Origin of the sequence: Variovorax gracilis (genome assembly GCF_030317115.1) — a bacterium.
Lineage (GTDB): Bacteria > Pseudomonadota > Gammaproteobacteria > Burkholderiales > Burkholderiaceae_C > Variovorax > Variovorax gracilis.
Genome location: NZ_JASZYF010000006.1, coordinates 293,241 through 317,760, shown reverse-complemented (window position 1 = coordinate 317,760; position 24,520 = coordinate 293,241). Strand labels below are relative to the sequence as shown.

22 protein-coding genes are annotated in these 24,520 nt (G+C 67.7%); 8 read left to right on the top strand and 14 right to left on the bottom strand.

What is annotated here, in order from left to right:
* Positions 1-60 precede the first annotated feature (60 nt).
* The gene (locus QTH97_RS15110) at positions 61-525 is read left to right on the top strand and encodes a nuclear transport factor 2 family protein (protein ID WP_286569048.1); all 465 of its coding nucleotides are present in this window, start codon (positions 61-63) and stop codon (positions 523-525) included.
* Between the two features lie 19 nt (positions 526-544).
* Here the strand turns inward: QTH97_RS15110 and QTH97_RS15105 are convergent, their stop codons facing one another.
* A complete protein-coding gene (locus QTH97_RS15105; protein WP_286569046.1) occupies positions 545-1,801 on the bottom strand; it encodes a THUMP domain-containing class I SAM-dependent RNA methyltransferase in 1,257 nt (418 codons plus the stop codon).
* Positions 1,802-1,871: 70 nt separating this feature from the next.
* Here QTH97_RS15105 and QTH97_RS15100 point away from each other — a divergent pair, with 70 nt between their 5' ends.
* On the top strand, positions 1,872-3,653 hold the full coding sequence (locus QTH97_RS15100; RefSeq protein ID WP_286569045.1) for a hybrid sensor histidine kinase/response regulator: 1,782 nt from the start codon (positions 1,872-1,874) through the stop codon (positions 3,651-3,653).
* Positions 3,654-3,709: 56 nt separating this feature from the next.
* Positions 3,710-4,327: a YceI family protein gene (locus tag QTH97_RS15095; protein ID WP_286569044.1), complete on the top strand. Its 618-nt coding sequence runs from the start codon at positions 3,710-3,712 to the stop codon at positions 4,325-4,327.
* Position 4,328: 1 nt separating this feature from the next.
* Here the strand turns inward: QTH97_RS15095 and QTH97_RS15090 are convergent, their stop codons facing one another.
* From QTH97_RS15090 to argS, 7 genes are all read right to left on the bottom strand, one after another.
* Positions 4,329-5,933, bottom strand: coding sequence for a phospholipase D family protein (locus QTH97_RS15090; RefSeq protein ID WP_286569042.1), 1,605 nt, complete (start codon positions 5,931-5,933; stop codon positions 4,329-4,331).
* Between the two features lie 13 nt (positions 5,934-5,946).
* On the bottom strand, positions 5,947-7,533 hold the full coding sequence (locus tag QTH97_RS15085; RefSeq protein ID WP_286569041.1) for an RNA polymerase factor sigma-54: 1,587 nt from the start codon (positions 7,531-7,533) through the stop codon (positions 5,947-5,949).
* Positions 7,534-7,564: 31 nt separating this feature from the next.
* A complete protein-coding gene (lptB, locus tag QTH97_RS15080; protein WP_286569040.1) occupies positions 7,565-8,359 on the bottom strand; it encodes an LPS export ABC transporter ATP-binding protein in 795 nt (264 codons plus the stop codon).
* Complete coding sequence (gene lptA / locus QTH97_RS15075) at positions 8,356-9,033, bottom strand: lipopolysaccharide transport periplasmic protein LptA (protein WP_286569038.1); 678 nt, start codon at positions 9,031-9,033, stop codon at positions 8,356-8,358. The genes lptB and lptA overlap by 4 nt, the downstream gene beginning before the upstream one ends.
* A 121-nt stretch (positions 9,034-9,154) precedes the next feature.
* Positions 9,155-9,805, bottom strand: coding sequence for a thiol:disulfide interchange protein DsbA/DsbL (locus QTH97_RS15070; RefSeq protein WP_286569037.1), 651 nt, complete (start codon positions 9,803-9,805; stop codon positions 9,155-9,157).
* Positions 9,806-9,888: 83 nt separating this feature from the next.
* Positions 9,889-10,602 (bottom strand): SPOR domain-containing protein, encoded by a 714-nt coding sequence (locus QTH97_RS15065; RefSeq protein ID WP_286569036.1) that lies wholly within the window; start codon positions 10,600-10,602, stop codon positions 9,889-9,891.
* A gap of 14 nt (positions 10,603-10,616) precedes the next feature.
* Positions 10,617-12,290: an arginine--tRNA ligase gene (argS, locus tag QTH97_RS15060; protein WP_286569035.1), complete on the bottom strand. Its 1,674-nt coding sequence runs from the start codon at positions 12,288-12,290 to the stop codon at positions 10,617-10,619.
* 141 nt (positions 12,291-12,431) lie between these two features.
* Between argS and QTH97_RS15055 the strand changes: the two genes are divergently transcribed.
* Positions 12,432-12,698 carry a hypothetical protein gene (locus tag QTH97_RS15055; RefSeq protein WP_286569033.1) on the top strand — a complete coding sequence of 89 codons (267 nt, stop codon included), beginning with the start codon at positions 12,432-12,434 and terminating at the stop codon, positions 12,696-12,698.
* A 110-nt stretch (positions 12,699-12,808) separates the two neighbouring features.
* On the opposite strand, the gene QTH97_RS15050 is transcribed toward QTH97_RS15055, so the two are convergent.
* From QTH97_RS15050 to QTH97_RS15040, 3 genes are read right to left on the bottom strand one after another with little or no spacing between them, the layout of a single operon-like run.
* Positions 12,809-14,848, bottom strand: a complete 2,040-nt coding sequence (locus tag QTH97_RS15050; RefSeq protein ID WP_286569032.1) for a fused MFS/spermidine synthase — start codon at positions 14,846-14,848, stop codon at positions 12,809-12,811.
* Positions 14,849-14,854: 6 nt separating this feature from the next.
* Positions 14,855-15,313: a DUF2214 family protein gene (locus tag QTH97_RS15045; RefSeq protein WP_286569031.1), complete on the bottom strand. Its 459-nt coding sequence runs from the start codon at positions 15,311-15,313 to the stop codon at positions 14,855-14,857.
* Positions 15,310-16,269 carry a LysR family transcriptional regulator gene (locus QTH97_RS15040; protein WP_286569030.1) on the bottom strand — a complete coding sequence of 320 codons (960 nt, stop codon included), beginning with the start codon at positions 16,267-16,269 and terminating at the stop codon, positions 15,310-15,312. Before QTH97_RS15040 ends, QTH97_RS15045 begins: the two co-directional genes overlap by 4 nt.
* A gap of 76 nt (positions 16,270-16,345) precedes the next feature.
* Here QTH97_RS15040 and chrA point away from each other — a divergent pair, with 76 nt between their 5' ends.
* Together chrA and QTH97_RS15030 are read left to right on the top strand one after the other, a co-directional pair.
* Entirely contained in the window at positions 16,346-17,704 is a 1,359-nt protein-coding gene (chrA, locus tag QTH97_RS15035; RefSeq protein WP_286569029.1) for a chromate efflux transporter, read from the top strand.
* A gap of 85 nt (positions 17,705-17,789) precedes the next feature.
* A complete protein-coding gene (locus tag QTH97_RS15030; protein ID WP_286569028.1) occupies positions 17,790-18,173 on the top strand; it encodes a VOC family protein in 384 nt (127 codons plus the stop codon).
* A 290-nt stretch (positions 18,174-18,463) separates the two neighbouring features.
* Here the strand turns inward: QTH97_RS15030 and QTH97_RS15025 are convergent, their stop codons facing one another.
* Complete coding sequence (locus QTH97_RS15025) at positions 18,464-19,654, bottom strand: CaiB/BaiF CoA transferase family protein (RefSeq protein WP_286569027.1); 1,191 nt, start codon at positions 19,652-19,654, stop codon at positions 18,464-18,466.
* Complete coding sequence (locus QTH97_RS15020; RefSeq protein WP_286569026.1) at positions 19,647-20,588, bottom strand: hydroxymethylglutaryl-CoA lyase; 942 nt, start codon at positions 20,586-20,588, stop codon at positions 19,647-19,649. The genes QTH97_RS15025 and QTH97_RS15020 overlap by 8 nt, the downstream gene beginning before the upstream one ends.
* 106 nt (positions 20,589-20,694) lie before the next feature.
* On the opposite strand from QTH97_RS15020, the gene QTH97_RS15015 reads away from it, so the two are divergent.
* A complete protein-coding gene (locus QTH97_RS15015; protein WP_286569025.1) occupies positions 20,695-21,435 on the top strand; it encodes an IclR family transcriptional regulator in 741 nt (246 codons plus the stop codon).
* A 187-nt stretch (positions 21,436-21,622) separates the two neighbouring features.
* Positions 21,623-23,797: a malate synthase G gene (locus QTH97_RS15010; RefSeq protein WP_286569023.1), complete on the top strand. Its 2,175-nt coding sequence runs from the start codon at positions 21,623-21,625 to the stop codon at positions 23,795-23,797.
* An 8-nt stretch (positions 23,798-23,805) separates the two neighbouring features.
* On the opposite strand, the gene QTH97_RS15005 is transcribed toward QTH97_RS15010, so the two are convergent.
* Entirely contained in the window at positions 23,806-24,504 is a 699-nt protein-coding gene (locus QTH97_RS15005) for a ProQ/FINO family protein (RefSeq protein ID WP_286569022.1), read from the bottom strand.
* Positions 24,505-24,520: the final 16 nt, after the last annotated feature.

Sequence of the window (24,520 nt, the reverse complement as noted above, 5' to 3'; positions counted from 1 at the left end):
CGGGAACCTCGCCGCCCAGGTGACTCCAACCACCTCGATTCACTTCACTCGGGAGATCTGATGCAACGTTCATCATGGGCGGCCATCGCCGTTTCGGCAGCCTTTGTCCTTGCCCCCCTGCAGAGCCTGGCGCAGGCGGCGCCAACGCCGCAGCAGGAGGCCAATCGCCAGGCGGTACTGGCCTTCTACGAGAAGGGGCTGAACCAGAAGGATGCCGAAGCGGCCTTGAAGTACGTCGGCACCCGCTACGTGCAGCACAACCCCAATGCGGCGGACGGCCCGGAGGGCTTTCGCAAGTTCATTGCATTTCTCCAGGAGAAGTTCCCGAAGTCGCAAAGCACCGTCAAGCGCTCCTTCGTCGACGGCGACTACGTGATCCTGCACGTGCACGCGGTGCGCGAGCCGGGCACGCGCGGTACCGCGATCATCGACATCTTCAAGCTCGAGAACGGGAAGATCGTCGAGCACTGGGACGTGGCGCAGCCCGTTCCTGAAAAGGCTGCCAACGACAACGGCATGTTCTAGGAACACGCCGCATCGCGCGTCAACGGAACGAGCCGGACTTGAGGTCGAAGCGGAACAGCCGGCACTCGATCGGCCCGTTCCACATCGGCACACGGCGCGATTCCTTCAGGCGCATGCGCTTGGGCAACTGCAGGTCGGGCGTGAGCACCCAGGCGGTCCAGCCGGAGTAGCTCTTCTTCCAGTGGCTGGCGAGTTGCACGAAGAACTCGCCGCCGTCCTCGGTCTGCGCCTCTTCGCGGCCGCGAGCCGCAACCGGCGCGTCATCGCTGCCGCCGCCGCGTCGACCGCGTGCCACACCGCCGACCTCGATGCGCTCGCCGTAGGGCGGATTCAACACGATCACGCCGGCCTCGACCGGCGGCATGCGCTGCAATGCATCGCCGCCGCGGAACTGCACGGCCTGCGCGACACCCGCACGCTCGGCGTTGCGCTCCGCGAAGTCGACCATGCGGTGCGACACGTCCGAGCCGAAGATGGCGGGTTCCCCGGCAGCGGTGTCCGGCGCCGGCGCGGCCTCGGCTTTCAGCGCCGCCCAGACGTGCGGCTGGAAAGGCAGCAGCTTCTCGAAGCCGAAGCGCCGCAGCGAGCCGGCCGCGATACCGCCGGCGATCTGCGCGGCCTCGATGGCGATGGTGCCGCTGCCGCAGCAGGGGTCGTACAGCGGTTGGGCCGATACCTCGCCGGTCTCCGGATTCCACCAGCCGCTCGCGGCCAGCATGGCGGCGGCCAGCGTTTCCTTCAGCGGGGCATCGCCCTTGTCCTGGCGCCAGCCGCGCTTGAAGAGCGGCTCGCCCGAGGTGTCGATGTAGAGCGTGCAGAGGTCGGTCGTCAGGTGCGCGAACACGCGCGTGTCCGGCCACTGGGTCTCGATGCTGGGCCGCACGCCGCCCGCCTTGGCGCGGAAGCGGTCGGCGATGGCGTCCTTGATGCGCAGGGTCGCGAAGTTGAGGCTCTGCAGCGGGCTGTGCTGCGCGGTGGTCTCGATCTTGAAGGTCTGCTTCGGCGTGAACCAGATCTCCCAGGCCACGCCGCTGGCGATGGCGTAGAGGTCGTTCTCGCTGCGGTAGGGCGCGTGCGCCAGTTCGATCAGCACACGCTGAGCGAGACGGCTGTGGAGATTGAGCTTGAGCGCGTCACGCCAGTCGGCCCGCACGCGGACGCCGCCGCGCAAGGTCAGCAGGTCCTGCCCCACGCGTCCGGTCAGCGCGTGCACTTCCTGCGCCAGGAATTCCTCGACGCCGGCGGCGCAAGGGAGAAAAAGAGAGAGATCGTTCACCGTGCGATTGTCGCCGGGACCGTCTTTTCCATGTGCCTGCCGTTGCACCTGCTCTATAGTGCGTTCGCCGATGAGCTCCGCGCCCGCCGCCCCCGCCCCCGCACACCCCGAGGCTTCGCCGGCCGATCGGTTCGCGATCCATTGCGAGGTGCTTCGGCTCAGCGCCCAGCCCAGCGGGCCCGTGCTGCTGGTGCAGTTCCTGCTCGATTGCGGCGTGGCCGCCCTGTTCGCGTGGCAATACTCCGTGCTGCACGCCGGCATCTGGATCGCGCTGATCGCGGTCACCACGGCCTACCGGGGCTTCTTCCCGCAGCACCTGCCCGCGACGCTCACACCCGAGAACCTGCCGCCGGCGCTGCGCCTGCACACCCTGCGCATCGCGGTGCACGAAGGCGCGCACGGCGCGGCCGGCGTCCTGCTCTTCAACCGGGCCGACAGCACGGCGCAACTGATGCTCGGGCTGGTCATCATGGCGATGACGCTGTCGTCGGTCTTTTCCGTTTCGTACTACACGCCGGCGATGCAGCTCGCCATCACGCTGCTGCTGGCGCCGGTGATCGTGATGGGGCTCACCTCCGGATCGCCCGCGATGATGGTGCTGTCGGTGCTCGGCATCGGCCTGCTGGCCATGGTCTGGAAGCTGGTGGCCGAGCGCTCGCGCCAGTTGGAGGAAAACATCGGCCTGCGCCACAACGAAAGCACCTTGCGCGAACAGGCGCTGGCGGGCTTGCGCGAATCGCAGCAGGCCCAGGCCGAGCGGCTGCGCTTCTTCTCGGCCGCCAACCACGACCTGCGCCAGCCGGTGATGGCGATGGGCCTGCAGGCCGAGGTGCTGCGCCACCAGCTCGATGCCGGGGAGGACCGGCTGACGGTGCAGAACACCGTCGCCGCGCTGTCGCGGGCGCAGCAGGCGCTCGAAGCGCTCACCAACCAGTTGCTGGAGATCGGGCGCATCGAGGCCGCGGCCGATCCGATCACGCCCTCGGCGGTCGCGCTCGCGCCGCTGCTGCACGAGTTCGCGCGCCAGGCCGGCAGCGGCCGCGTGCGGGTACGCTGCCCGGCCGACGCGGTAGCGTGGACGGACCCCGTCACGCTGCGTCGCATCCTCGGAAACCTCGTGGACAACGCGCTCAAGTTCACGCCGCACGGCCGCGTGCTGCTGGCCTGCAGGCGGCGCCGTGACGGCTGGCGCATCGAGGTTCGGGACGCCGGAGTCGGCATCGCACTGGACGCGCAAGACCGCGTGTTCGGCGACTTCGAGCAGGTCGGCAACATCGAGCGCAATCTGCAGCGCGGCCACGGGTTGGGGCTCGCCATCGTGCGCCGGCTGGCGGAGCGGCTCGGCGTTCTGATCACGCTGCGTTCGGCGCCGGGGCGCGGGTCGGTGTTCGGCTTCGTGCTGCCCGCCGCGCCGCAGGGTGCCCCACTGGCGCCCACGCTCGTCTCGGCAACCGAGATCGCCAACGGGACACACGGCGCCACGACGCTGCGCCCCGGCCTCGCCGTGCTGGTCGTGGAGGACAACGCCGTGGTGGCAGACAGCATCGCTGCGCTGCTGCGCCTCTGGGGCGCCAGTCCGCGCGTGTACGCCAGCGCGGCGGAAACGCTGGCGTTGGCCGACCTGTCGACGATCGACGTCGCCCTGTGCGACATCCGCCTGCCCGGCGAGATGGACGGCATTGCGCTCGCGAAGGAGCTGCAGCGCCTTCGGCCGGGGCTGGCCATCGCGCTGGTATCCGCCGACGTCGACGAAACGATGCAGCAGATCGCCCGCGAGCGCGGCTGGCAGGCGCTGCGAAAACCCGTACAGCCGGCCGCCTTGCGCGCGGTCCTGCTGCGGGCACAGGGCTGAACGGAAGCCTATGCTTGCGGCATGCCCGCCGTTTCAACGCAATGCGAAAGCCCGTCATGAAGAAGCTCATCACCGTCGCCGTGCTGACGATGGCAACCACCCTCACAGCCGCCCAGCAGGCGCCGGAAGCTGCGGCCAAGCCGGCCGGAGGGCCCGTCAAGGGCGCCACCTACGTTGTCGATCCCACGCACACCTTCGTGATGTACGAGATGGGCCACTACGGCACCACGACCAACCGGGGCCGCTTCAGCACCAAGGACGGTAGCGTGAAGATCGACCCGGAAGGCAACGGCGGCAAGGTCGACATCACGATGGACATCAGCTCCGTCAACACCGGCGTCGACCTGCTCAACCGGCATTTGCAGAGCAAGGACTTCTTCAACGCGGCCGAGTTTCCGACGGGCCGCTTCGTGGCCGACAAGATCGCCTTCAACGGCGACAAGGTGACCGAGGTCGCGGGCACGCTCACGCTGATGGGCCAGTCCAAGCCGGTGACGCTGAAGGCGAACCGCTTCAACTGCTACATCAGCCCGCTGATCAACCGCCAGATCTGCGGCGGCGACTTCGAGGCGACGGTGGAGCGAAGCAACTGGGGCATCACCTGGGGGATTCCGTTTGGATTCGAGGATAAGGTGCGGCTGTTGGTGCAGGTTGAAGCCGTGAACATCAGGTAGCCTACAAAAGGCTCTCCGGCGCCAGCGGCGCCAACAGCTCAAGCATCAACCGGTCCCAGAGGTCCGAGTCCGGCTCCACGGTGAGCACCGTCTCGATCCCATCCTCCGTACTCACCCATTCGAGCTTCTCGCCGCCCTGCGCGAAGCGCACGCGGTAGGCGCCCTGCTGCTTGAGCACGTCGAGCAGCTTCAGCACCTGCTGCGCCAGTTCGGGGCTGAAGATGATGAGTCCGATCTCGGTGTTGTGCGTGTCGGAGCGCGGATCGAAGTTCATCGAGCCCAGGAACAGCGTGCGGCGATCGAAGATGGCCGACTTCGCGTGCAGGCGGCCGACCTGCGAGCCGAAGAGGCCGAGCCGCACGCTGCGCCGCGTGCGTGCCGAACTCAGCTCGTACAGTTCGACGTCGAGCCGCAGCATGTCGCGCCGGTAGCGGCGATAGCCGGTATGGACCACGGGCTCGTCCGTGGCCGCCAGCGAGTTCGTGACGACGCTGATCCTGACGTTGCGGCCGCGGATTTCGCGCATCACCTCCAGGCCGGCCTTGCCTGGGATCAGGTAGGGCGAGACGAGCGTGACCTCGGTGTGCGCGCGCCGCATCTGCTCGAGGACGTTGTAGCGCACGCTGTCCACGTCGAGCAATGGCACGCCGCCATAAGACGCGGTCTTGCCGATGACGCGTTCCGGCGCGTCGGCATAGGCCTCGGCGCGAGTCCAGATCAGGCCGAGCTTGCCGGTCTTCATGTCCTCTGCGATCGGCCCGTAGCCGAGCACGTCGTTGGGCGCCGAAGGGCGCGGCGCGGGCGTGGTGGCAGGGCCGGTTTCCTCGTCGAAGCGGCGCAACAGTTCCTCGCGCGACAGGCCGCTCTTCGCGACGGTCCCGATCGGCCGCACATACGGGCTGTTCCAGTAGAGGTCGAACAGGCTTGCCAGCCGCGCGACCAGGGCGCCGGACACGAAGGTGTCGATGTCCAGGAAGTTCTCGCCGGCCGTCTGCGTGAAGTACTCGTTGCCGATGTTGCGTCCGCCTGCCACCGCCATCGCGCCATCGGCGATGAAGAGCTTGTTGTGCATGCGGCGGTTGACGCGGTCGAAGTCGAAGAGCGAGGTCGAGAAGCGCTGGAGCATGCTGTCGCGCCCGGCCGGGAACGGGTTGAACAGCCGGAGCTCGACGTTGGGCGTGGCAGCGAGCCCCAGCAACAGCTCATCCTCGCCCGAGGTGTAGAGATCGTCCATCAGCAGCCGCACGCGCACACCGCGCTTCGCCGCGTCTCGCAGCATGCGCAGGAAATAGCGGCCGGTCTCGTCGTCCGCGATCTGGTAGTACTGCACGTCGAGCGTGCGCTCGGCGCGGCGAGCGAGCTCCAGGCGCGTGTGGAGCGCGAAGTCGCCGCCAGGCATCAGGCGGAAGCCGCTCAGGTCGGGATCGGGCTGGGAGGCCTTGGCCATCCGGCCGAGCGCGGTGTCGGCCGACGCGGCGATGGCAGTGGAGGGCGTGCGCTCGAACTCGTCCGGCAGGCTCGCGCAGCCGGTCGCGAACAGCAGCGCCAATATCCACGCCCAGCCCGGTCGCAACCCATTCGGAAGCGGGCCGGGGCGACGGCTCATCGGCAGCCGCCCTTCAGAGGGCCTTGCGCAGATTGGCCGGTGCGATGCGCAGGGCTTCGCGGTATTTCGCGACGGTGCGACGCGCGCACTCGATGCCCTGCTCCTTGAGCATCTCGGAGATCTGGCTGTCGGAGAGCGGCTTCTTCAGGTCTTCCGAGCTCACGAACTGCTTGATCAGCGCGCGCACCGCGGTGCTCGACGCATTGCCGCCGGTCTCGGTGCCCAGCGCAGAACCGAAGAAGTACTTGAGCTCGACCGTGCCGTAGGGCGTCGCCATGTACTTGGCGGTGGTCACGCGACTGATGGTCGACTCGTGCAGCCCGAGTTCATCCGCGATCTCGCGCAGCACCAGCGGGCGCATGGCGAGTTCGCCGTGCACGAAGAAGCTCTTCTGCCGCTCGACGATGGCGTTGGACACGCGCAGGATGGTGTCGAAGCGCTGCTGGATGTTCTTGATGAACCAGCGTGCCTCCTGCAGCCGCTGAGACAGCGCCTGGCTGCCCTCTCCCTTGTGCTGCTTGAGCGCACCGGCGTAGATGTCGTGCACGCGCAGGCGCGGCATGACCTCGGGGTTGAGCATGACGCGGAACTTGGTGTTGGTGCCGTTGCCGACACGCGTGACGATCACATCAGGCACGACCACGTTGCGCTCGACGTCGACGAAGCGGCGCCCCGGCTTGGGCTCGAGCCGCGCGATGAGCTGCAGCGCGGCGCGCACTTCCTCCTCGTTGCTGCGGGTGAGCGTGGCGAGGCGCTTGAAATCACGCCGGGCGAGCAGTTCCATCGGCTGCTTGCAGATCGCGATGGCGGTGTGGCGCACCTGCGCTTCGTCCTCGGCCTCATCCTCGCGCGCCAGGGCGCGCAGCTGGATGGTCAAGCATTCGCCGAGGCTGCGCGCGCCCACGCCGGCGGGCTCCAGGCTCTGCAGCAGGCCGAGTGCGACCTGGAAGTGATGCACCAGGTCGTCGAACTGGTCGTTGTCGTCGCCCGCCAGGCCCGACGCGAGGGCGGGCAGCGAGTCTTCGAGGTAGCCGTCGTCGTTGAGCGATTCGATGAGGAAGCGGAGCGCGGCGCGATCGGTGTCGCTCAGGCGCAATCCCAGCGCCTGACGGTGCAGGAAGGACTGCAGCGATTCCTGGCTGCGCGCCAGCTCGGTCGCGTCGGTACGCTCGTCGTCGCCGAGGTTGTTGGCACGCGCGGGGGCGTCGCCGCCCCACTCGCTGTCGTCGGGGGCGAGGTCGACGGAGCCGTCGCCTTCCCAGTCGGGCTCGCGATCGGCGGTATCGGCGGTGGCGACTTCGGTGTCGCTGGGGGTTGCGACCGCGGACTCCGCGACGGACGCCGAGGGACCGGGCGTGAAGTCGCTGTCGACCTCGGCCAGCCGATCGTCATCGCGCACGGGAGCATCGGCCGTCTCCAGCCCGAACTCCTCGCGCGTCGCCTCTTCGGCCGTTCGCTCGAGGAAAGGGTTGTCGTCGAGCATCTGCTCGACTTCCTGGGTCAGCTCGAGCGTGGAAAGCTGCAGCAGCCGGATCGACTGCTGGAGCTGCGGTGTCAGCGCGAGATGCTGCGATACACGCAGCGAGAGACCCTGTTTCATGGAGAACCGAAAACCCTCGCCTTTGGCATGCTTACATTCTGAAATGCTCACCGAGGTAGACGCGTCGTACCTCGGCGTTGTCGACGATCTCCGCGGGCGTGCCTTGTGCCAGCACATGCCCGTCGCTGATGATGAAAGCGTGGTCGCAGATGCCCAGCGTCTCGCGCACGTTGTGGTCGGTGATCAGCACGCCGATGCCGCGTTCCTTCAGGAAACTGATGATCCGCTGGATCTCGATCACCGCGATCGGGTCGATGCCGGCGAAGGGCTCGTCCAGCAGGATGAAGCGCGGCTGCGTGGCCAGGGCGCGGGCGATCTCGACGCGGCGGCGCTCGCCGCCGGACAGCGACAGCGCCGGCGAATCGCGCAGGTGGTCCACGCGCAAATCGGCCAGCAGGTCGGCGAGGCGTTCCTCGATGCGCTGCTTCGACAGCGTCACCGGTCGGCCATCGGCATCGGGTTCGCGCTGCAGTTCGAGCACGGCGCGCACGTTCTCCTCGACCGTGAGCTTGCGGAAGATCGACGCCTCCTGCGGCAGGTAGCTCAGGCCCATGCGCGCGCGGCGGTGGATGGGCATGTGCGCGATCGGCTCGCCGTCGATGGTGATGTCGCCCGCATCGGCGCGCACCAGGCCCACGATCATGTAGAAGGACGTGGTCTTGCCCGCGCCGTTGGGGCCCAGCAGGCCGACGACCTCGCCCTTCTGCACGCCGAGCGACACATCCTTGACCACCTTGCGGCTGCCGTAGCTCTTCTGAAGCCCGCGCGCCTCCAAGCGGCTGCCCGGAGCGCCGACGCCCTCGCTCATGCCAGCAGTTTCGATCACTTCTTGGGTTCTCCCCCGAGGGTGGTGGTGGAGCGCAGGCCCGAGCCTGGCGCCGGGGCAGCGGGCTTGCCGCTGGCGGCCGGTGCGCCGGGAGCGGTCGGCGCGGCCTTGGGTGTGAGGATCGCCTTGACCCGGCCGCCCTCGCTCGCCACGCCGGCGTTCGGCGGAACCGACGAACCGTTGACGGTGAAGGTGTCGTTGCTCTGGTCGTAGACGATCAGCGGGCCGCTGCTCTCGTCGTTGGGCGTGGCGCCGATCAGGCGGCGCATCACGGCGCGGCGAACGAATTTCACGTTGTCGGCGCGGCTGTCGTATTCGATGACTTCACCCTCGCCCTCGATCCACTCGTCGGTGCCCGCGTCGCGCTTCTGCTTGTAGTAGGCCAGCTTGCCGGGCGCCGCCGTGACCACGCCGTACTGGTACCCCTCCGGGTCCTGCCGGACGTCGATCCTGTCGCCGCGGATGACGATGGTGCCCTTGTTCACGACCACGTTGCCCGTGAAGACGCTGGTCTGCTTGAGGTCGTCGTAGCGCATCGAATCCGCCTCGATGTTCATCGGCTTGGTGCGGTCGGCTTTCTCGGCCTGGGCGGCCGACGCGAGGCCGGCCAGGGCCAGGGCGAAAAGCAGTGCACGGCTGAGATGGCGAAGGGAGGATGAGGTTGGCGATGTCATAGAGGCACGAAACTTGCTGGGCATTGTATGCGGCCGACGTACGCGGTTTCGCGGGGCCTGACGAAAAAGCCCGCGAAAGCGGGCCTTCAGGGGACGACGGGTGGCTTGACCACCCGGTTTTTCAGCCCTTGCGGGCTTCGCCGATCAGGAAATCGGTGACCTGCAGCGCGCGGTCCAGATTGCCAGCGGTGTCGCCGTCCACATACCAGCGACCGGCCACGCCGATGGCCGGCACGCCGGCGACCTGGTAGTCGCTCGTCAGCTGGGCGGCGCGCTTGGCCTTGCCCGAGACCGCGAAGGACTTGAAGAGTTCGGCGAACTTCTTGGCATCCAGGCCCGGCTGCTTTTCGGCCCAGGCCAGGATCGCCGCGTCGCCGGTCAGGGGTTGGCGCTGCTTGTGGATGGCGTCGAAGATCTTGAGCTGGAACTCGTCCACCTTGCCCATCGCTTCGAGCGAGTAGTACAGGCGCTGCTTGGCTTCCGTGTCGTTGCCGACGAAAGGCACCGGGATGCGCTTGAAATTGACGTAAGGCGGCAGTTTCTTGACCCAGGCTTCGAGTTGCGGCTCGAAGGCCGCGCAGTGCGGGCAGTTGTACGAGAAGAACTCCACCACTTCGACCTTGCCGGCCGGCGTGTCGACCGGCGCGGGCTTGCCCAGCGCGATGTAGTCGGTGCCAGCCTTGGGCAGCTTCAGTTGCTGCGCGTGCGAGGGGGCAACGAGAGGAAGAAGGCCCAGCGAGGCAGCGGCCAGCGAAAAGTCACGACGTTTCATTGAAAAGATTCTCCTGTCGGCTGAAAGAGCCTGCGGTCCGGAGTGGAGTTCCCCGGGCGCACGAAGTAAAGAAAAGTGAAGGTTCAGCGCTGGACGCGAACGAGGGCCGATTCGAGCCCCCCGCTGTCGAGCCGTTCCTTGAGGTGATCGGCGTCGTCCTTCTTGTTGAACGGGCCTGCGCGCACGCGGTACACGGTCCGGCCTGCTTGCTCGCGCTCGGTGACGCGGGCTTCCACGCCCATCAGCGACAGCTTGGCGCGCTGCGCCTCGGCGTCCTCGGGGGTGCGGAAGGCGCCGGCCTGCACGAAGTACATGAAGGGATCGGCGCTGGGAGCGGTGCTCGCGCTGCTGCTGGTGCCGGCGCGTGCCTTGGCGAGGTCGCCCAAGGGATCGCTCGACGGCGTGGCATTGGCCTCGGCCGGAACCGGCGCGGTGCGTGCCGCGCGCGGCGGGGTGGCCGGGTCGCTGCCACGGGCACCGGGGGCAACCACCACAGGCACCGGCGCCGCCGGTGGATTGAGCGGGCCGACGCTGGCCGGTTGCGTCGGAGCTGCGGGCGTGGCGGCGGCGGCGCGTGGCGGCGGTGCCGACTTGCCGGCGAGTGGCGCATTCGGGTCCCAGTCGCGGTTCTTCCGCGCCTCGGCCTCGTCCTGCTCGGCGCCGCCGCGCTGGGTCTTGGTCATGAACGGGATCGGCACTTTGGTCACGTAGACCGCGATGCCGAGCGCCACGCCGAGCCCGAGCACCAGCCCGATGATCAAGCCGATGACGATGTTGCCGCTTTGTCGTTGTTTCATGGTGGAGGTGGAAGTCACATCTTTCGCGGCGCGCTCACGCCGAGAACAGCGAGGCCATTGTGCAGCACCTGCGCCGTCGCCGCGACCAGCGCGAGGCGGGCCAGTTTCACCGGCTCGTCGTCGACCAGGATGCGCTCGGCGTCGTAATAGCTGTGGTAGCTCGCGGCAAGTTCGCGCAGGTAGAAGGTGACGTCGTGCGGCGCGAAATCCTTGGCCGCGGCGCTCAGCATGGCGGGGTATTTCGCGAGCTGCAGCAGCAGCGCCTGCGAGGCCGGGCTTTGCAGCGGCGACAGATCCACGTCCTTGAGCGCCGCCGCATCGCCGCCCCAGGCGGCCAGCACCGAGCAGATGCGCGCGTGGGCGTACTGCACGTAGTAGACCGGGTTGTCGTTGTTCTGCGCCAACGCGAGGTCGATGTCGAAGGTGTATTCGGTGTCGGGCTTGCGGCTCAGCAGGAAGAAGCGCACGGCGTCGGTGCTGGTCCACTCGATCAGGTCGCGCAGCGTGACGTAGCTGCCGGCGCGCTTGCTGATCTTGACCTCTTCGCCGCCACGCATCACGCGCACCATGGTGTGCAGCACGTAGTCGGGGTAGCCCGCCGGGATGCCGACGCCGGCCGCCTGCAGGCCGGCGCGCACGCGCGCGATGGTGCCGTGGTGGTCGGTGCCCTGGATGTTGACCACCTGGTGGAAGCCGCGCTCCCACTTGGCGATGTGGTACGCCACGTCGGGCACGAAGTAGGTGTAGGTGCCGTCGCCCTTCCTCATGACGCGGTCCTTGTCGTCGCCGTAGTCGGTCGACTTGAGCCACAGCGCGCCGTCCAGCTCATAGGTCTTGCCGGCGTCGATGAGCTTCTGCACCGTCGCTTCGACCCGGCCGCTGGTGTAGAGGCTGGACTCGAGGTAGTAGTTGTCGAACTTCACCTGGAACGCCTTCAGGTCCAGGTCCTGCTCGTGGCGCAGGTAGGCGACCGCGAACTGGCGGATCGAATCGATGTCGTCCACGTCGCCGCTGGCCGTGTACTCGCGGTCGTCGGAGCGCACGGTCTTCTTCGCCTTGAAGTCCTCGGCGATGTCGGCGATGTATTCGCCGTTGTAGGCCTGCTCGGGCCATTCGGCGTCGCCGGGCTTGAATCCCTTGGCGCGCAATTGCGTGCTGGTGGCGAGCGTCTGGATCTGCACGCCCGCGTCGTTGTAATAGAACTCGCGCCAGACACTGTCGCCCTGGGTGGCCAGCAGGTTGCAGATGGCATCCCCGAGCGCGGCCTGGCGGCCGTGGCCGACGTGCAGCGGGCCGGTGGGGTTGGCGGAGACGAACTCGACCAGCACGCGTTCGTCCCGGGCCGGCTGCTTGCCGAAATCGGCACCTGACTCCAGCACCTCGCGGACGACCTGCTGCTTGGCGGCGGTCTTGAGGCGGATGTTGAGGAAGCCGGGACCGGCGATCTCGACCGCTTCGACCCATTGCGTGAAAGCCGGCGTGGCCTGCAAGGCGGCACTGAGCTCCTCGGCCAGCTCGCGCGGCTTGCGCTGGAGCGGCTTGGCGAGCTGCATGGCCGCCGTACTTGCGAAGTCACCGTGGGCCGCCACCTTGGGCGACTCGAACGCGGCTTTGCTGCCGGCGCCGGGCGAGAGAGATTCGAGCGTGTTCGCGAGTGCCGCGAGCAACTCCTGTTTGACCAATAGCATTTACGAATTTTACCGGGGGCAAAACCAGCGCCGGTAACGATCATCAACGATCGTCATCCAAGAGTGAGCACCGGCCGTTAGGATGGACAGCCCCAGGGTGGGGAAACCTGTCACAACCCTTCGTCAAGGAATTACTCCATCATGAAAAAGCTCCTTTCCCTGCTGGCTCTGGGTGCCTCGCTGTCGTTCGGTGCCGCGCACGCCCAATCCGCCTGTGACTCCCAGGCTGCGGACAAGAAGCTGAGCGGCGCCGCCAAGAACAGCTTCGTCAAGAAGTGCGAGAAGGACGCCAAGGCCGCTGCGACGCCTGCATGCGCAGCCAAGGCGATCGACAAGAACGGCAAGCCGCTGGCCGGTGCCGCCAAGAACAGCTTCATGAAGAAGTGCGAATCCGAGGCGAAGGGCTAACTCGAGGCTAACTCGCCCCCAGGCTCGCTCACTTCGTGTGGCCGCCTGCCCCCTGCCGGGGGCGAAGCCGGTTCCGCGGTGTTCACGAACGGGCCGCGGATGGGCCGCTTCTATTTGAGGACACTGAACAGGTTGTTGTTGTCGTCGGTCCAGGGCTCCAGGCCGGGGATGGGGTCGATGGTGGAACTGGCGATGCGGATGGCGTCGCGGGTGAGTGCGGCCTGATCGCGGGAGACCAGCACCCAGTCGGTGTTGCGCAGGCCCGGCTCCGGTGGCTCGTCGTGCACGAGCGCCACATGCAAGCCTTTCGCCTGCGCGATTTTCTCGACCACGGGTGCCAGTGAGAGAAAGCGGTTGGTGACGTGGAAGGCGACGATGCCGTCCGGGCGCATGTGCCTCAAGTACACGTCCATCGCCTCGGACGTGATGAGGTGGATGGGCACCGAATCGCCCGAGAACGCGTCGACGGCCAGCACGTCGAAGGCCTGTGGCGCTTCGCGCTCCAGCGCCAGGCGCGCATCGCCGAGCACGCGTTCGATGCGGGCCCGGCTGTCGGCGAGGAAGCTGAATTCGCTGTCGGCCAGGTCGAACACTTCCGGATTGATTTCGTAGACGCGGTAGACATCGCCGGCCCGGCCGTAGGTGGCCAGCGTGCCTGCACCCAGCCCGATGAGCCCGATCTGCCGTGATGCGGCCGGTGCGGCCGAAATGGCCAGCCCGACGCCGGAACGCGGCCCGTAGTAGGTGGTGGGTTCCCGCCTGCGCTCAGGCGCCAGGTACTGCTCGCCGTGCTTGATCGAGCCGTGATACATCAGGCGGACCGGGTCGCGCGCATCGCCGCGTTGCGTGTCCATCGTGACCAGCGCGCCATAGAAATTGCGCTGCATGCGGCGCACGCCCGTCGCGTCGAAGTTCACCTGCAAGTAGAGAAACCACGCAGAGGTGCCGGCCAGCGCGAGCGAGACCGCCACGCCGGCACGCCGCTGCCGCCACAGCACGGCCGCGATCAGCGCGCACAGTGTCAGGCCCACGCCGAGTTCGTAATACGCCGGCAGCACATGCGGCGCGACCAGCCCCACGCTCACGCCGCCGAGCGCCCCGCCCAGCGACAGCATCAGATAGAAGCGCGTGAGGTACGCGCTGCCCGGCCGCAGGCGCGACATCTCGCCATGCAGGAACATGCACAGGGCGAACAGGCCGACGACGTAGATCGGCAGTGCCGTCCGCAGGTCGGACCCCAGGCTGTCCTGCAGCCCGAAGGCGCACAGCGCCAGCATCACCGCCGCAAGCGGCACGAAGACCGCGCGGCGATACCAGCGGTCGCTCTCGAAGGCCAGCACGAAACTCAGCAGATAGACCGACAGCGGTAGCACCCACAGGAAGGGAATGGCTGCGACGTTCTGCGTGATGTGGTTCGTGATGGCGAGCAGCAGCCATGAGCCGAGTGCCGGCAGGGCGAGCCACATCAGGTGATCGCCCAGTCCGGGCCGCGCAGACGGTGCCGCTGCGCCGACCGACGTCAGGCCCGCGCCCCGCGGTGTGGGCGCCGCCCAGCGCCGCGCCACGCACAACGTGGTGGCGGCACACAGCAGCACGAACACGCCGTAGGCCAGCGACCAGCCCCACGCCTGCTGTACCAGCGTGCTGCGCGGCTCGATCAGCACCGGGTAACTCAGCAGCGAGGCCAGCGACGCGAAGTTGGACAGCGAGAAGTAGCGGTACACCTGCGCGCCCCACGGTGTGCGCGCGACCCACGACTGCACCAGCGGCCCGGTGGTCGACAGCAGGAAGTAAGGCAGGCCGATGGTGCCGAGCAGCAGCCCCAGGATCCACAGCGTCGGGTCCTCGCTGCCGGTCGGCTTCCAGCGTGCACTGGTCACGATCGGCAGGAAGGCCAGGCTCGCCAGCAGCAACCCGACGTGGAGCTTCGCCTGCCCCCACGCGCCGAGGCGGCGCGTGACCCAGTCGGAATACGCATAGCCTGCCAGCAGAACGACCTGGAAGAAGACCATGCAGATCGACCACACCGCCGCCGACCCGCCGAACCACGGCAGGATCTGCTTGGCGATCAGCGGCTGGACCAGGAAGAGCAGGAAGGCGCTGGTGAAGATGGTGCCGGCGAACAGCGCCTTGATGATTGCCGGCCGCATGGGAGGCTAGCTCTTCGCGCCGAAACCGCGCGCGAGGAAGACCGCTACCAGGGGAATCAGCGCGATGAGGTGCGCCTGGATCATCACCAGCTTGCGCGTCTTGCGGATCTCGGCCTCGGCCGGCAACGAACCGCGCGACCGCAGCGCCTTGCGCCAACGGAAATAGGTGAGGGTCGGGAAGATCGAGATCACGCCCACGATGATGAAGAGCGTGAGCTTCAAGTGCAACAGCGGGTTGGTCCAGTACCAGGCCGTGCCCTTGATGCCCCACCAGGTGCGCGCCACGCCGGTGGCGAGCACCGCGATCGCTGCGATGCCGTAGACCATGTCGACCTTGGCCAGCCGCTCGATCACCGCGGCGTTGAGCCATTCCACGCGGCACAGCGCGGCCTCGCTGGCGATGAAGACGACCATGGTGAGGATGGCCAGCAGGTGCAGGTAGGCAAGGATCGCTTCGAGCGTCATCGTGGAGGTTCCTTCGTTGTCGGGAGCGCAGCGATTGTGCCGCCCCAGAACTCGGGTCGGGCGTACTGCGCCTTCAGGAAATCCAGCCACAGCCGCACGCGCAGGGGCAGATGCTTGCGTTCGGGAAACACGGCATAGATGCCATTCGGCGGCGCGGCGAATTCGTCGAGCAGCGGCACCAGCAGGCCGGCATCGATCTCGGCCTCCACCTCCCAGGTGCTGCGCCAGGCAATGCCGTGGCCCGCCAGGCACCAGTCGTGCAGGACCTGGCCGTCCGAGCAGTCGAGCGGCCCGGTGGGCTTGAGGTGGATCACCTCGTGCTCGCCGTGATCGGTCGGCACGCGAAAGGCCCAGCCTCGCGTTTGCGATGCGTCGCTGGAGAGGCTCAGGCAGGCAAAGCGCGACAGCTCGCCCGGATGGCGCGGGGCGCCGTGCCGGCGGATGAATTCAGGCGTCGCGACACAGCGGCGCCGGTTGTCGGCGAGCCGCATGCTCACCAGCGACGAATCCGGCAGGTCGCCGACGCGCACGGCGCAATCGAAACTCTCGCCGGCCATGTCGACCAGCCGGTCGCTGAGGTTCAGCGAGATCGTGACCTCGGGGTGCAGTTCGTGGAAACGCGGCACCAGCGGCGCGACATGCCGGCGCCCGAAGCCGGCCGGCGCGGTCACGCGCAAGTGACCACTGGCCTTCACGCCGCCCGCGCTCACGCTGGCTTCTGCGTTCGCCAGCTCGACCAGCAGGCGCTGGCAGTCTTCCAGGAACGCGCTGCCCTCGTGCGTGAGCGTGAGGCGTCGCGTGGTCCGCAGCAGGAGCTTGACGCCCAGCCGCTCTTCGAGCGCATCGAGCCGCCGCCCGATGATTGCCGGCGCAACGCCTTCCGCCTTGGCCGCCGCCGTGAGGCTGCCGCGCGTGGCGATCGCGACGAAGGATTCGAGTTGCTTCAGGCGGTCCATGGGCGGCGATTATGCGTAGCGCATGCTAAAAACCCCGGCCCGCCTGCCCTGACGATTCAACGATGAGCTGCCAACCTTGACCGCGCCCGCCGAACCCGCCGACCCGTCGACGAGAGCGCCCGCGAGCGTCAGCTTCCATGAAGCCTTCCGCTTCTGGCTGAAGCTGGGTTTCATCAGCTTCGGCGGCCCGGCCGGACAGATCGCGATCATGCACACCGAGCTGGTCGAGCGCAGGCGCTGGATCAGCGAGAAGCGCTTCCTGCACGCGCTCAACTACTGCATGTTGCTGCCCGGTCCGGAGGCGCAGCAGCTCGCCACCTATATAGGATGGCTGATGCACCGCACGTGGGGCGGCATCGTCGCGGGCGCGCTGTTCGTGCTGCCGTCGCTCTTCATCCTGATCGCGCTGTCGTGGGTCTACCTGCGCTTCGGCGACGTGCCGGTGGTCGCGGGCATCTTCTACGGCATTAAGCCCGCGGTGACGGCGCTCGTTCTGCATGCGGCTCACCGCATCGGCACCCGCGCACTGAAGAACGCGTGGATGTGGGGCATTGCGGCGGCGGCCTTCCTCGCGATCTTCGCGTTCGACACGCCCTTTCCGGCCATCGTCCTGGTCGCGGCACTGGTCGGCCATTTCGGCGCGCGCCGCGCGCCTGCGGTGTTCGCGCTCGGCGGCGGCAACGGGTCCGCGCAGCAGAGCTATGGCCCCGCGTTCATCGACGACGACACGCCGACGCCCGCACATGCGCGCTTTTCTCGTCGGCATCTGGCAAGGCTGCTGGCGGTCGCCCTGGCTCTGTGGGTGGTGCCGATGGCGCTGCTGGTCTCCAGCCAGGGCGTGCAGGGCACCTTGACGCAGATGGGATGGTTCTTCACCAAGGCGGCGCTGATGACCTTCGGTGGCGCCTATGCGGTGCTTCCCTACGTCTACCAGGGCGCGGTCGAGCACCACCACTGGCTGTCGGGCGCGCAGATGATCGACGGCCTGGCGCTCGGCGAGACCACGCCCGGACCGCTGATCATGGTGGTCGCCTTCGTCGGCTTCGTTGGTGGCTGGCTCCAGCAGGTGCTGGGGCCGGATGCGGCGTTTCTCGGCGGCGCGCTGGCGGCGGCTGTGGTCACCTACTTCACCTTCCTGCCGTCGTTCATCTTCATACTCGCCGGCGGCCCGCTGGTCGAGGCCACGCACGGCAAGCTCGGATTCACGGCACCGCTGTCCGCCATCACGGCGGCGGTGGTCGGCGTGATCCTGAACCTCGCGCTGTTCTTCGCGTACCACGTGCTGTGGCCGCAGGGATTCGGGGGGCGTTTCGATGCGGTCTCGGCCGCCATCGCCGTGGCGGCCGCCGTGGCGCTGTTCCGCTTCAAGGTCGGCGTGATGCCGCTGCTCGGCGGGTGCGCCGTGGCCGGGCTGGCGATCCACTTGCTGCGCTGACGCCTCGGCCTACGCATTCCTACGGATGGCGAGCCGGCCGCGAACGGCCTACAACGAGTGCGTCAGGACTTCCCGGAGCACCGTCATGAACCCGCTCGCCTCCAGCCGTGTCACCTGCATGCTGCCCGTGAAGGATCTCGCCCGCGCGCGCCGTTTCTATGAGGATTCGCTGGGCCTGGAGCCGCTCGGCGCCAAGCCGGATGGAAAGTTCATCTATCACTGCGGCGGCACCGAACTCGCGCTCTTTCCCAAGCCCGAAGGCACCAAGGCCGAGCACACGGCGCTCAGTTTTCGAGTGGAGCGCATTGACGATGCGGTGAAGGCGCTGGAGCAGCGCGGCGTGCGCTTTGCCGACTACGACCTGCCGGGGCTGAAGACGGTCGAGCACGTGTGCGTGCTTGGCTCCGAGAAGGCGGCGTGGTTCGAGGACCCCGAGGGCAACATCCTCTGTCTGCATGAAGACATTTGAGCTGACTCCCAGGCTCGCGCACTTCGTGTCGCTCTCCACCCCCTCCGGGGGCAATCCCAGCGGCCCGGCAGAGCCGGTTCCGCGGATGCACGAACTCGCCCCCGGCCTCGCCCACTACGTGTGGCTTGGATACCCCCTCCGGGGGCAATCCCGGCGGCCCGGCAGAGCCGGTTCCGCGGATGCACGAACTCGCCCCCAGCCTCGCCCACTACGTGTGGCTTGGATACCCCCTCCGGGGGCAATCCCGGCGGCCCGGCAGAGCCGGTTCCGCGGGATTTCGGATTTCCAGATCAGGTGCTGCGCGTCACGTCGTGCGACTTCAGCGCCGCGATCTCTGCGTCGCTGTAGCCCACATCCTTGAGCAGCGCATCCGTGTGCTCGCCGAGCAGCGGCGGCTGCAGGCGGATGCCCGGGCGCTCGCCGCCGAGCGTGAAGGGCATCAGAGGCACCTTCGACTCGCTGCCGTCGTTCATGCGGATCGGCGCGAGCCCGCCCGTCGCGTTGAGGTGCGGGTCATCGAACAGGTCCTGCGGCCTGGTGATGGGTGCGAAGGGCAGTTCGTTCTTCTCGAACACGGCGCTCAGTTCTGCCGCGCTGTGTTCGGCCAGATGCGAGCGGAGGATCGGCATCATCCATTCGCGCGCCATCACGCGGTCGTTGTTGGTCTTCAGGCGCGGATCGGCCAGCATCTCCTCCAGTCCGAAGGCCTTGCAGAAGATGCCCCACTGCTTGTCGCTGACCGCCGCCAGGAAGATCTGCTCGCCGTCCTTGACGGTGAACACGTCGTAGACGCCCCAGGCGGAGATGCGGCTCGGCATCGGGTCGGCGGCCTTGCCGGTGGCGGCGAACTGCATCATGTGCTGCGCCACGAGGAAGATGTTGTTCTCGAACAGCGCCGACTGCACCTCGCAGCCCTTGCCGGTGAGTTCGCGCTGCCGCAGTGCGGCCATCGCGCCGATGGCGCCGAACATGCCGCCCATGATGTCGTTGACGCTGGTGCCGGCGCGCAAGGGGTCGCCGGCGCGGCCGGTCATGTAGGCGAGGCCGCCCATCATCTGCACCACCTCGTCCAGCGCGGTGCGGTGGTCGTAGGGGCCGGGGAGAAAGCCCTTGTGGCTCACGTAGATGAGGCGCGGGTTGAGCTTCTGCAGGCTGTCGTAGTCCAGCCCCAGCTTCTTCATCGTGCCGGGCTTGAAGTTCTCGCTCACGATGTCGGCGGTGGCGATCAGGCGCAGCGCGGCCTCGACGCCCTCCGGCTTCTTGAGGTCGAGCGCAATGCTCTTCTTGTTGCGGTTGAAGGTCGGGAAGAAGCCCGCGCCGGAGCCGAGCAGGCGCCGCGTGTTGTCGCCCTCGATCGGCTCGACCTTGATGACCTCGGCGCCCAGGTCCGCGAGCAGCATGCCGCAGGTGGGCCCCATGACCATGTGGGTGAACTCGACGACGCGGATGCCCGCGTAAGGCAGTGGTGTGGACTCAGGCATGGACGGCTCCCTGGAAACCCTGGACAAAGCCCTTGGGCAGGCCGGCCTCGGGCGTCATGCCGTAGACCGGTTCGCCCGGCAGGCCGGCGATGAGCGGCGCGCGGGCCGCGATGAGCTGGTCGATGTCGATGCCGGTGCGCACGCCCATGGCCTCGAGCATGAAGACGAGATCCTCGGTGACGACATTGCCCGAGGCGCCGGGCGCGTAGGGGCAGCCGCCCAGGCCGCCGAGCGAGGAGTCGAAGGTGCGCACGCCTTCCTCGTAGGCCGCGAGGCAATTGGCGAGGCCGAGCCCGCGCGTGTTGTGCATGTGGGCCGCGCCCGCCTTGTCCCCCAGCTCGGCGCGCAGGCGCTTGAAAAGGCGTCGCACTTGCGCGGGGTTGGCGTAGCCGACCGTATCCGAGAGGCCCGATTCGTCGGCACCCGCCGCCACGCACTGCGCCGCGAGCCAGATGACTTCATCCTCCGGCACATCGCCTTGAAGCGTGCAGCCGAAGGCGGTGGAGATGCCGGCTTCGAGCCGGACATGGGGCGCGACCGCGCGGCGCAGGTCGGAGATTGCGCGGACCTCCTCGACCATTTCCTCGCGCGTCTTGCGCACATTGGCGAGCGAATGGGCCGCACTGGCCGAGACCGGCATCGTCAGCTTGTGCACGCCGGCGGCGAGCGCGGCCTCGGCGCCCTTGCGGTTGGGCACGAGCGCCATCACGGTCAGGCCCGGCAGCGTGATGGCGTGGCGCACCACCTCGGCGGCGTCTGCCATCTGCGGCAGCAACCGGGCGGGCACGAAGGAGGCGACTTCGATCTCGCGGATGCCGGCCTTGTAGAGCGCATCGATCCAGCGCAGCTTGTCGGCCGTCGGCATGGTGGCCTTGACGGACTGCAGGCCGTCGCGCGGGCCGACCTCGCTGATGAGGACATCGGGGGCAGTCATCGGATTCGTCTCCTGGTGCTGTGGTGTTTGACTGTTCTGTCTTATAGAACTATATTCCGTTAAACAGAATTAGACCGGTGATCGCCCTCACTGTCAAGGCCAGCCCATGCCACGCAAAGCCCAATCCGAATCGGTGTCCGACCTGAATGCAGCGCCCGGCGGCGCTGCGGCGGTCGACCGCGCGCTCAGCCTGCTCTCGGCGTTCCGCCCCGGCGACGACGCGCTGACGCTCGCACAGTTTGCCGAGCGCACGCAGCTCTACAAGAGCACGGTGCTGCGCCTGCTCGCCTCGCTGGAGCACGCGCGGCTGATCCGCCGGCAGGAAGACGGCCGCTACGCGCTCGGCATGGAGGTCGCGCGGCTGCATGCGCTGTATGCGGCCTCCTTTTCGCTGGACATCGTCGTGCTGCCGGTGCTGCGCGAGCTTGTGGCGGCTACCGGCGAAAGCGCCGCGTACCACGTGCGCCAGCAGCAGGGTGAAAGCTGGGCGCGGCTGTGCCTCTACCGCATCGATTCGCCGCACGTGGTGCGCGACCACGTCCGCGCAGGCGACCTGCTGCCCGCGGATCGCGGTGCCGGCGCGCGCGTCCTGATCGCCTTCGGGCCGGAAGCCGAGCGACCGGTCGATGCGAAGGAACGCCAGTTCTACGAAGCGATCCGCGCGCAGGGCTACTGTGCCCTGGTCGGCGACCGCACTGCAGAACTGGCCGGCATCTCGGCGCCGGTGTTCCATGCCGATGGTCGCCTGGCCGCGGCCGTGACGCTGACCATGCCGACGCACCGCTACGACGAGCGCTACATCGAGCCTGTACGGGCTGCCGCCCGCCGGCTCGACGGCATGGTCTAGCAGGACGGAGGTTGTTCTTGGCGCTTGCGGGGGCGTAGGCGTACCCTTTGGCGAGGAGACGTCCACGCCAGGCCAAGACCGGCGATTACCCTCAATTCAGTCACTGATCATTCACAGTTTCGGCTCTTACTCGCCAGCCAGGTATCGAATAAAGTCCCTGGCTGCCCCTTCTCAGGAGAAAAGAACCATGACCGCCCGCACCACTGTTCACGGCCTCCAGGTCGCCAACGAACTCCATCGCTTCATCGAAGACACCGTCCTGCCCGCCACCGGCGTCGCGAGCGACACATTCTGGAAGGGCTTCGACGCCATCGTCAGCGAATTCGCGCCGAAGAACATCGCCCTGCTCGCCGAACGCGACCGCCTGCAGGCCGAAATGGACAAGTGGCACAAGGCGCACCCCGGCCCGATCGCCGACATGCCGGCCTACCGCGCCTTCCTGGAATCCATCGGCTACCTGCAACCGCAGCCGAAGGACGTGCAGACCACCACCGCCAACGTCGACGCCGAGCTGGCGCTGCAGGCAGGCCCGCAACTGGTGGTGCCGATCCTGAACGCGCGCTACGCGCTGAACGCGGCGAACGCACGCTGGGGCTCGCTGTACGACGCCCTCTACGGCACCGACGCGATTCCCGAGACCGGTGGCGCCGAAAAGGGCAAGGGCTACAACCCGGCGCGCGGCGCGAAGGTGATCGAGTTCGCTCGCAACGTGCTCGACCAGGCCGCGCCGCTGGAAAACGGCTCGCACAAGAACGCCACCGGCTACAAGGTCGAACACGGCAAGCTGGTGATCGCGCTGCAGAGCAGCAGCACGGAACTCAAGGACCCGACGCAGTTCATCGGCTACCAGGGCAATGCCGCAGCGCCGACGTCGGTGCTGCTGAAGCACAACGGCATCCACCTCGACATCCAGATCGATCGCAGCACGCCGATCGGCAAGGGCGATGCGGCCGGCGTCAGCGACGTGGTGCTCGAAGCCGCGCTCTCGACCATCCTCGACCTCGAGGACTCCGTGGCCGTGGTCGACGCCGAGGACAAGGTGCTCGCCTATTCCAACTGGCTCGGCATCCTGCAAGGCACGCTGACCGAGGAAGTCGCCAAGGGCGGCAAGACCTTCACGCGCGGCCTCAATCCCGACCGCGAATACACAGGCGCCGATGGCAAGCCGGTCAAGCTGCATGGCCGCTCGCTGATGTTCGTGCGCAATGTCGGCCACCTGATGACCAACCCGGCCATCCTCTATGCCGGCGGCAAGGAAATCCCCGAAGGGATCATGGACGCGGTGATCACCACGACCATCGCCACCATCGACCTGAAGCGCAAGGGCAACTCGCGCGCGGGCAGCGTCTACATCGTCAAGCCGAAGATGCACGGCCCCGCCGAAGTGGCCTTTGCCAGCGCGCTGTTCGGCCGGGTCGAGGACATGCTCGGCTTGCCCGCCAACACCGTGAAGCTCGGCATCATGGACGAGGAGCGCCGTACCAGCGTGAACCTCAAGGCCTGCATCGCCGAAGCCGCCGCGCGCGTGGCCTTCATCAACACCGGCTTCCTCGACCGCACCGGCGACGAGATGCACACCGCCATGCATGCCGGCGCGATGCTGCGCAAGGGCGACATGAAGGCCACGCCCTGGATCCAGGCCTACGAGAAGAACAACGTGCTGGTCGGCCTCTCGTGCGGCCTGCGCGGCAAGGCGCAGATCGGCAAGGGCATGTGGGCCATGCCCGACCTGATGGCCGCGATGCTCGAACAGAAGATCGGCCATCCCAAGGCCGGTGCCAACACCGCGTGGGTGCCCTCGCCCACCGCCGCCACGCTGCATGCGCTGCACTATCACCAGGTGAGCGTGGCCGACGTGCAGAAGCAGCTGGAGAAGATCGACGCCAACGCCGAGCGCGACAACATCCTGAACGACCTGCTCAAGGTGCCCGTCGCGCCGCACGTGAACTGGACCGATGCCGAGCGCCAGCAGGAACTCGACAACAACGTTCAGGGCATCCTGGGCTACGTGGTGCGTTGGATCGACCAGGGCGTCGGCTGCTCGAAGGTGCCGGACATCCACAACATCGGCTTGATGGAAGACCGCGCCACCTTGCGCATCTCCAGCCAGCACATCGCCAACTGGCTGCTGCACGGCGTGGTGACGAAGGAGCAGGTCGAATCGACCTTCCAGCGCATGGCCGCGGTGGTGGACCAGCAGAACGCCGGTGATCCGCTCTACAAGAAGATGGCGGGCAACTTCGGCACCTCGGCCGCATACAAGGCCGCGCTGGAGCTGGTGTTCAAGGGCGTCGAGCAACCCAGCGGCTACACCGAGCCGCTGCTGCATGCGTGGCGGTTGAAGGTGAAAGCAGGCGCCTGAGGCGCTGACTAGGGCTGCGCGCGAGGCCGCGCGCGCAGGGTCCGGCCGACTTCGGCCGGATCCATCCCGTACATTTCCGCAAATTCAGCCACGGTGCGCCCGCTGGCCTCGAAGGCGCGCTGCAGCGCCTCGCGCTTCGCCGTCCGCGCGCTCACTTCGGCAAAGGCTTCGTCGAGCACGGCGTTCGATGTCTCGTCGCCCGTGCGCACGGCCAGCACGTACTCCTCGCGCGTGAGGCCCGAGGCCTCGATGGCGTCGACGAGGCGTGCACGCAGCTTGGGCCGCAGGTCTTCCGCGGTACGTGCCTGGCGGCGCTTGAAGACTTCGAGGATGGCGTGGTGCACGTGCTCTGGCGCGACCGGTTCGACGGGCTGCCCGTTCAGGTCGTGGCGCTGCTCGCCGGCCGCGACGGCTTCGAGGTAGCGCGTGGAGCGGGCATGCAGCCCCAGCGCGATCTTGAGGTCTTCCTTCTTGAACTCTTCCGGATGCAGGGCCAGCAGCTCCTGGTAGACGCCGAGCTTGAGCGGCAGGAAGCGCGCGCCGAACATCCTGGGATAGAGCTCGAAGAGCTTTTCGAGCACGGGATGCACCTTGCGCGTGCGCGGGGGCGCCTTCGGGCCGGCGTTCTTCGGCTTGGCGTTCTGCCGCTCGCGGCCGCCCTTCTTGGCGGCAGCGGGAGCGGGGACGGATTCGGTGGTCGGAGTCATCGAGATTTCTTGTCTG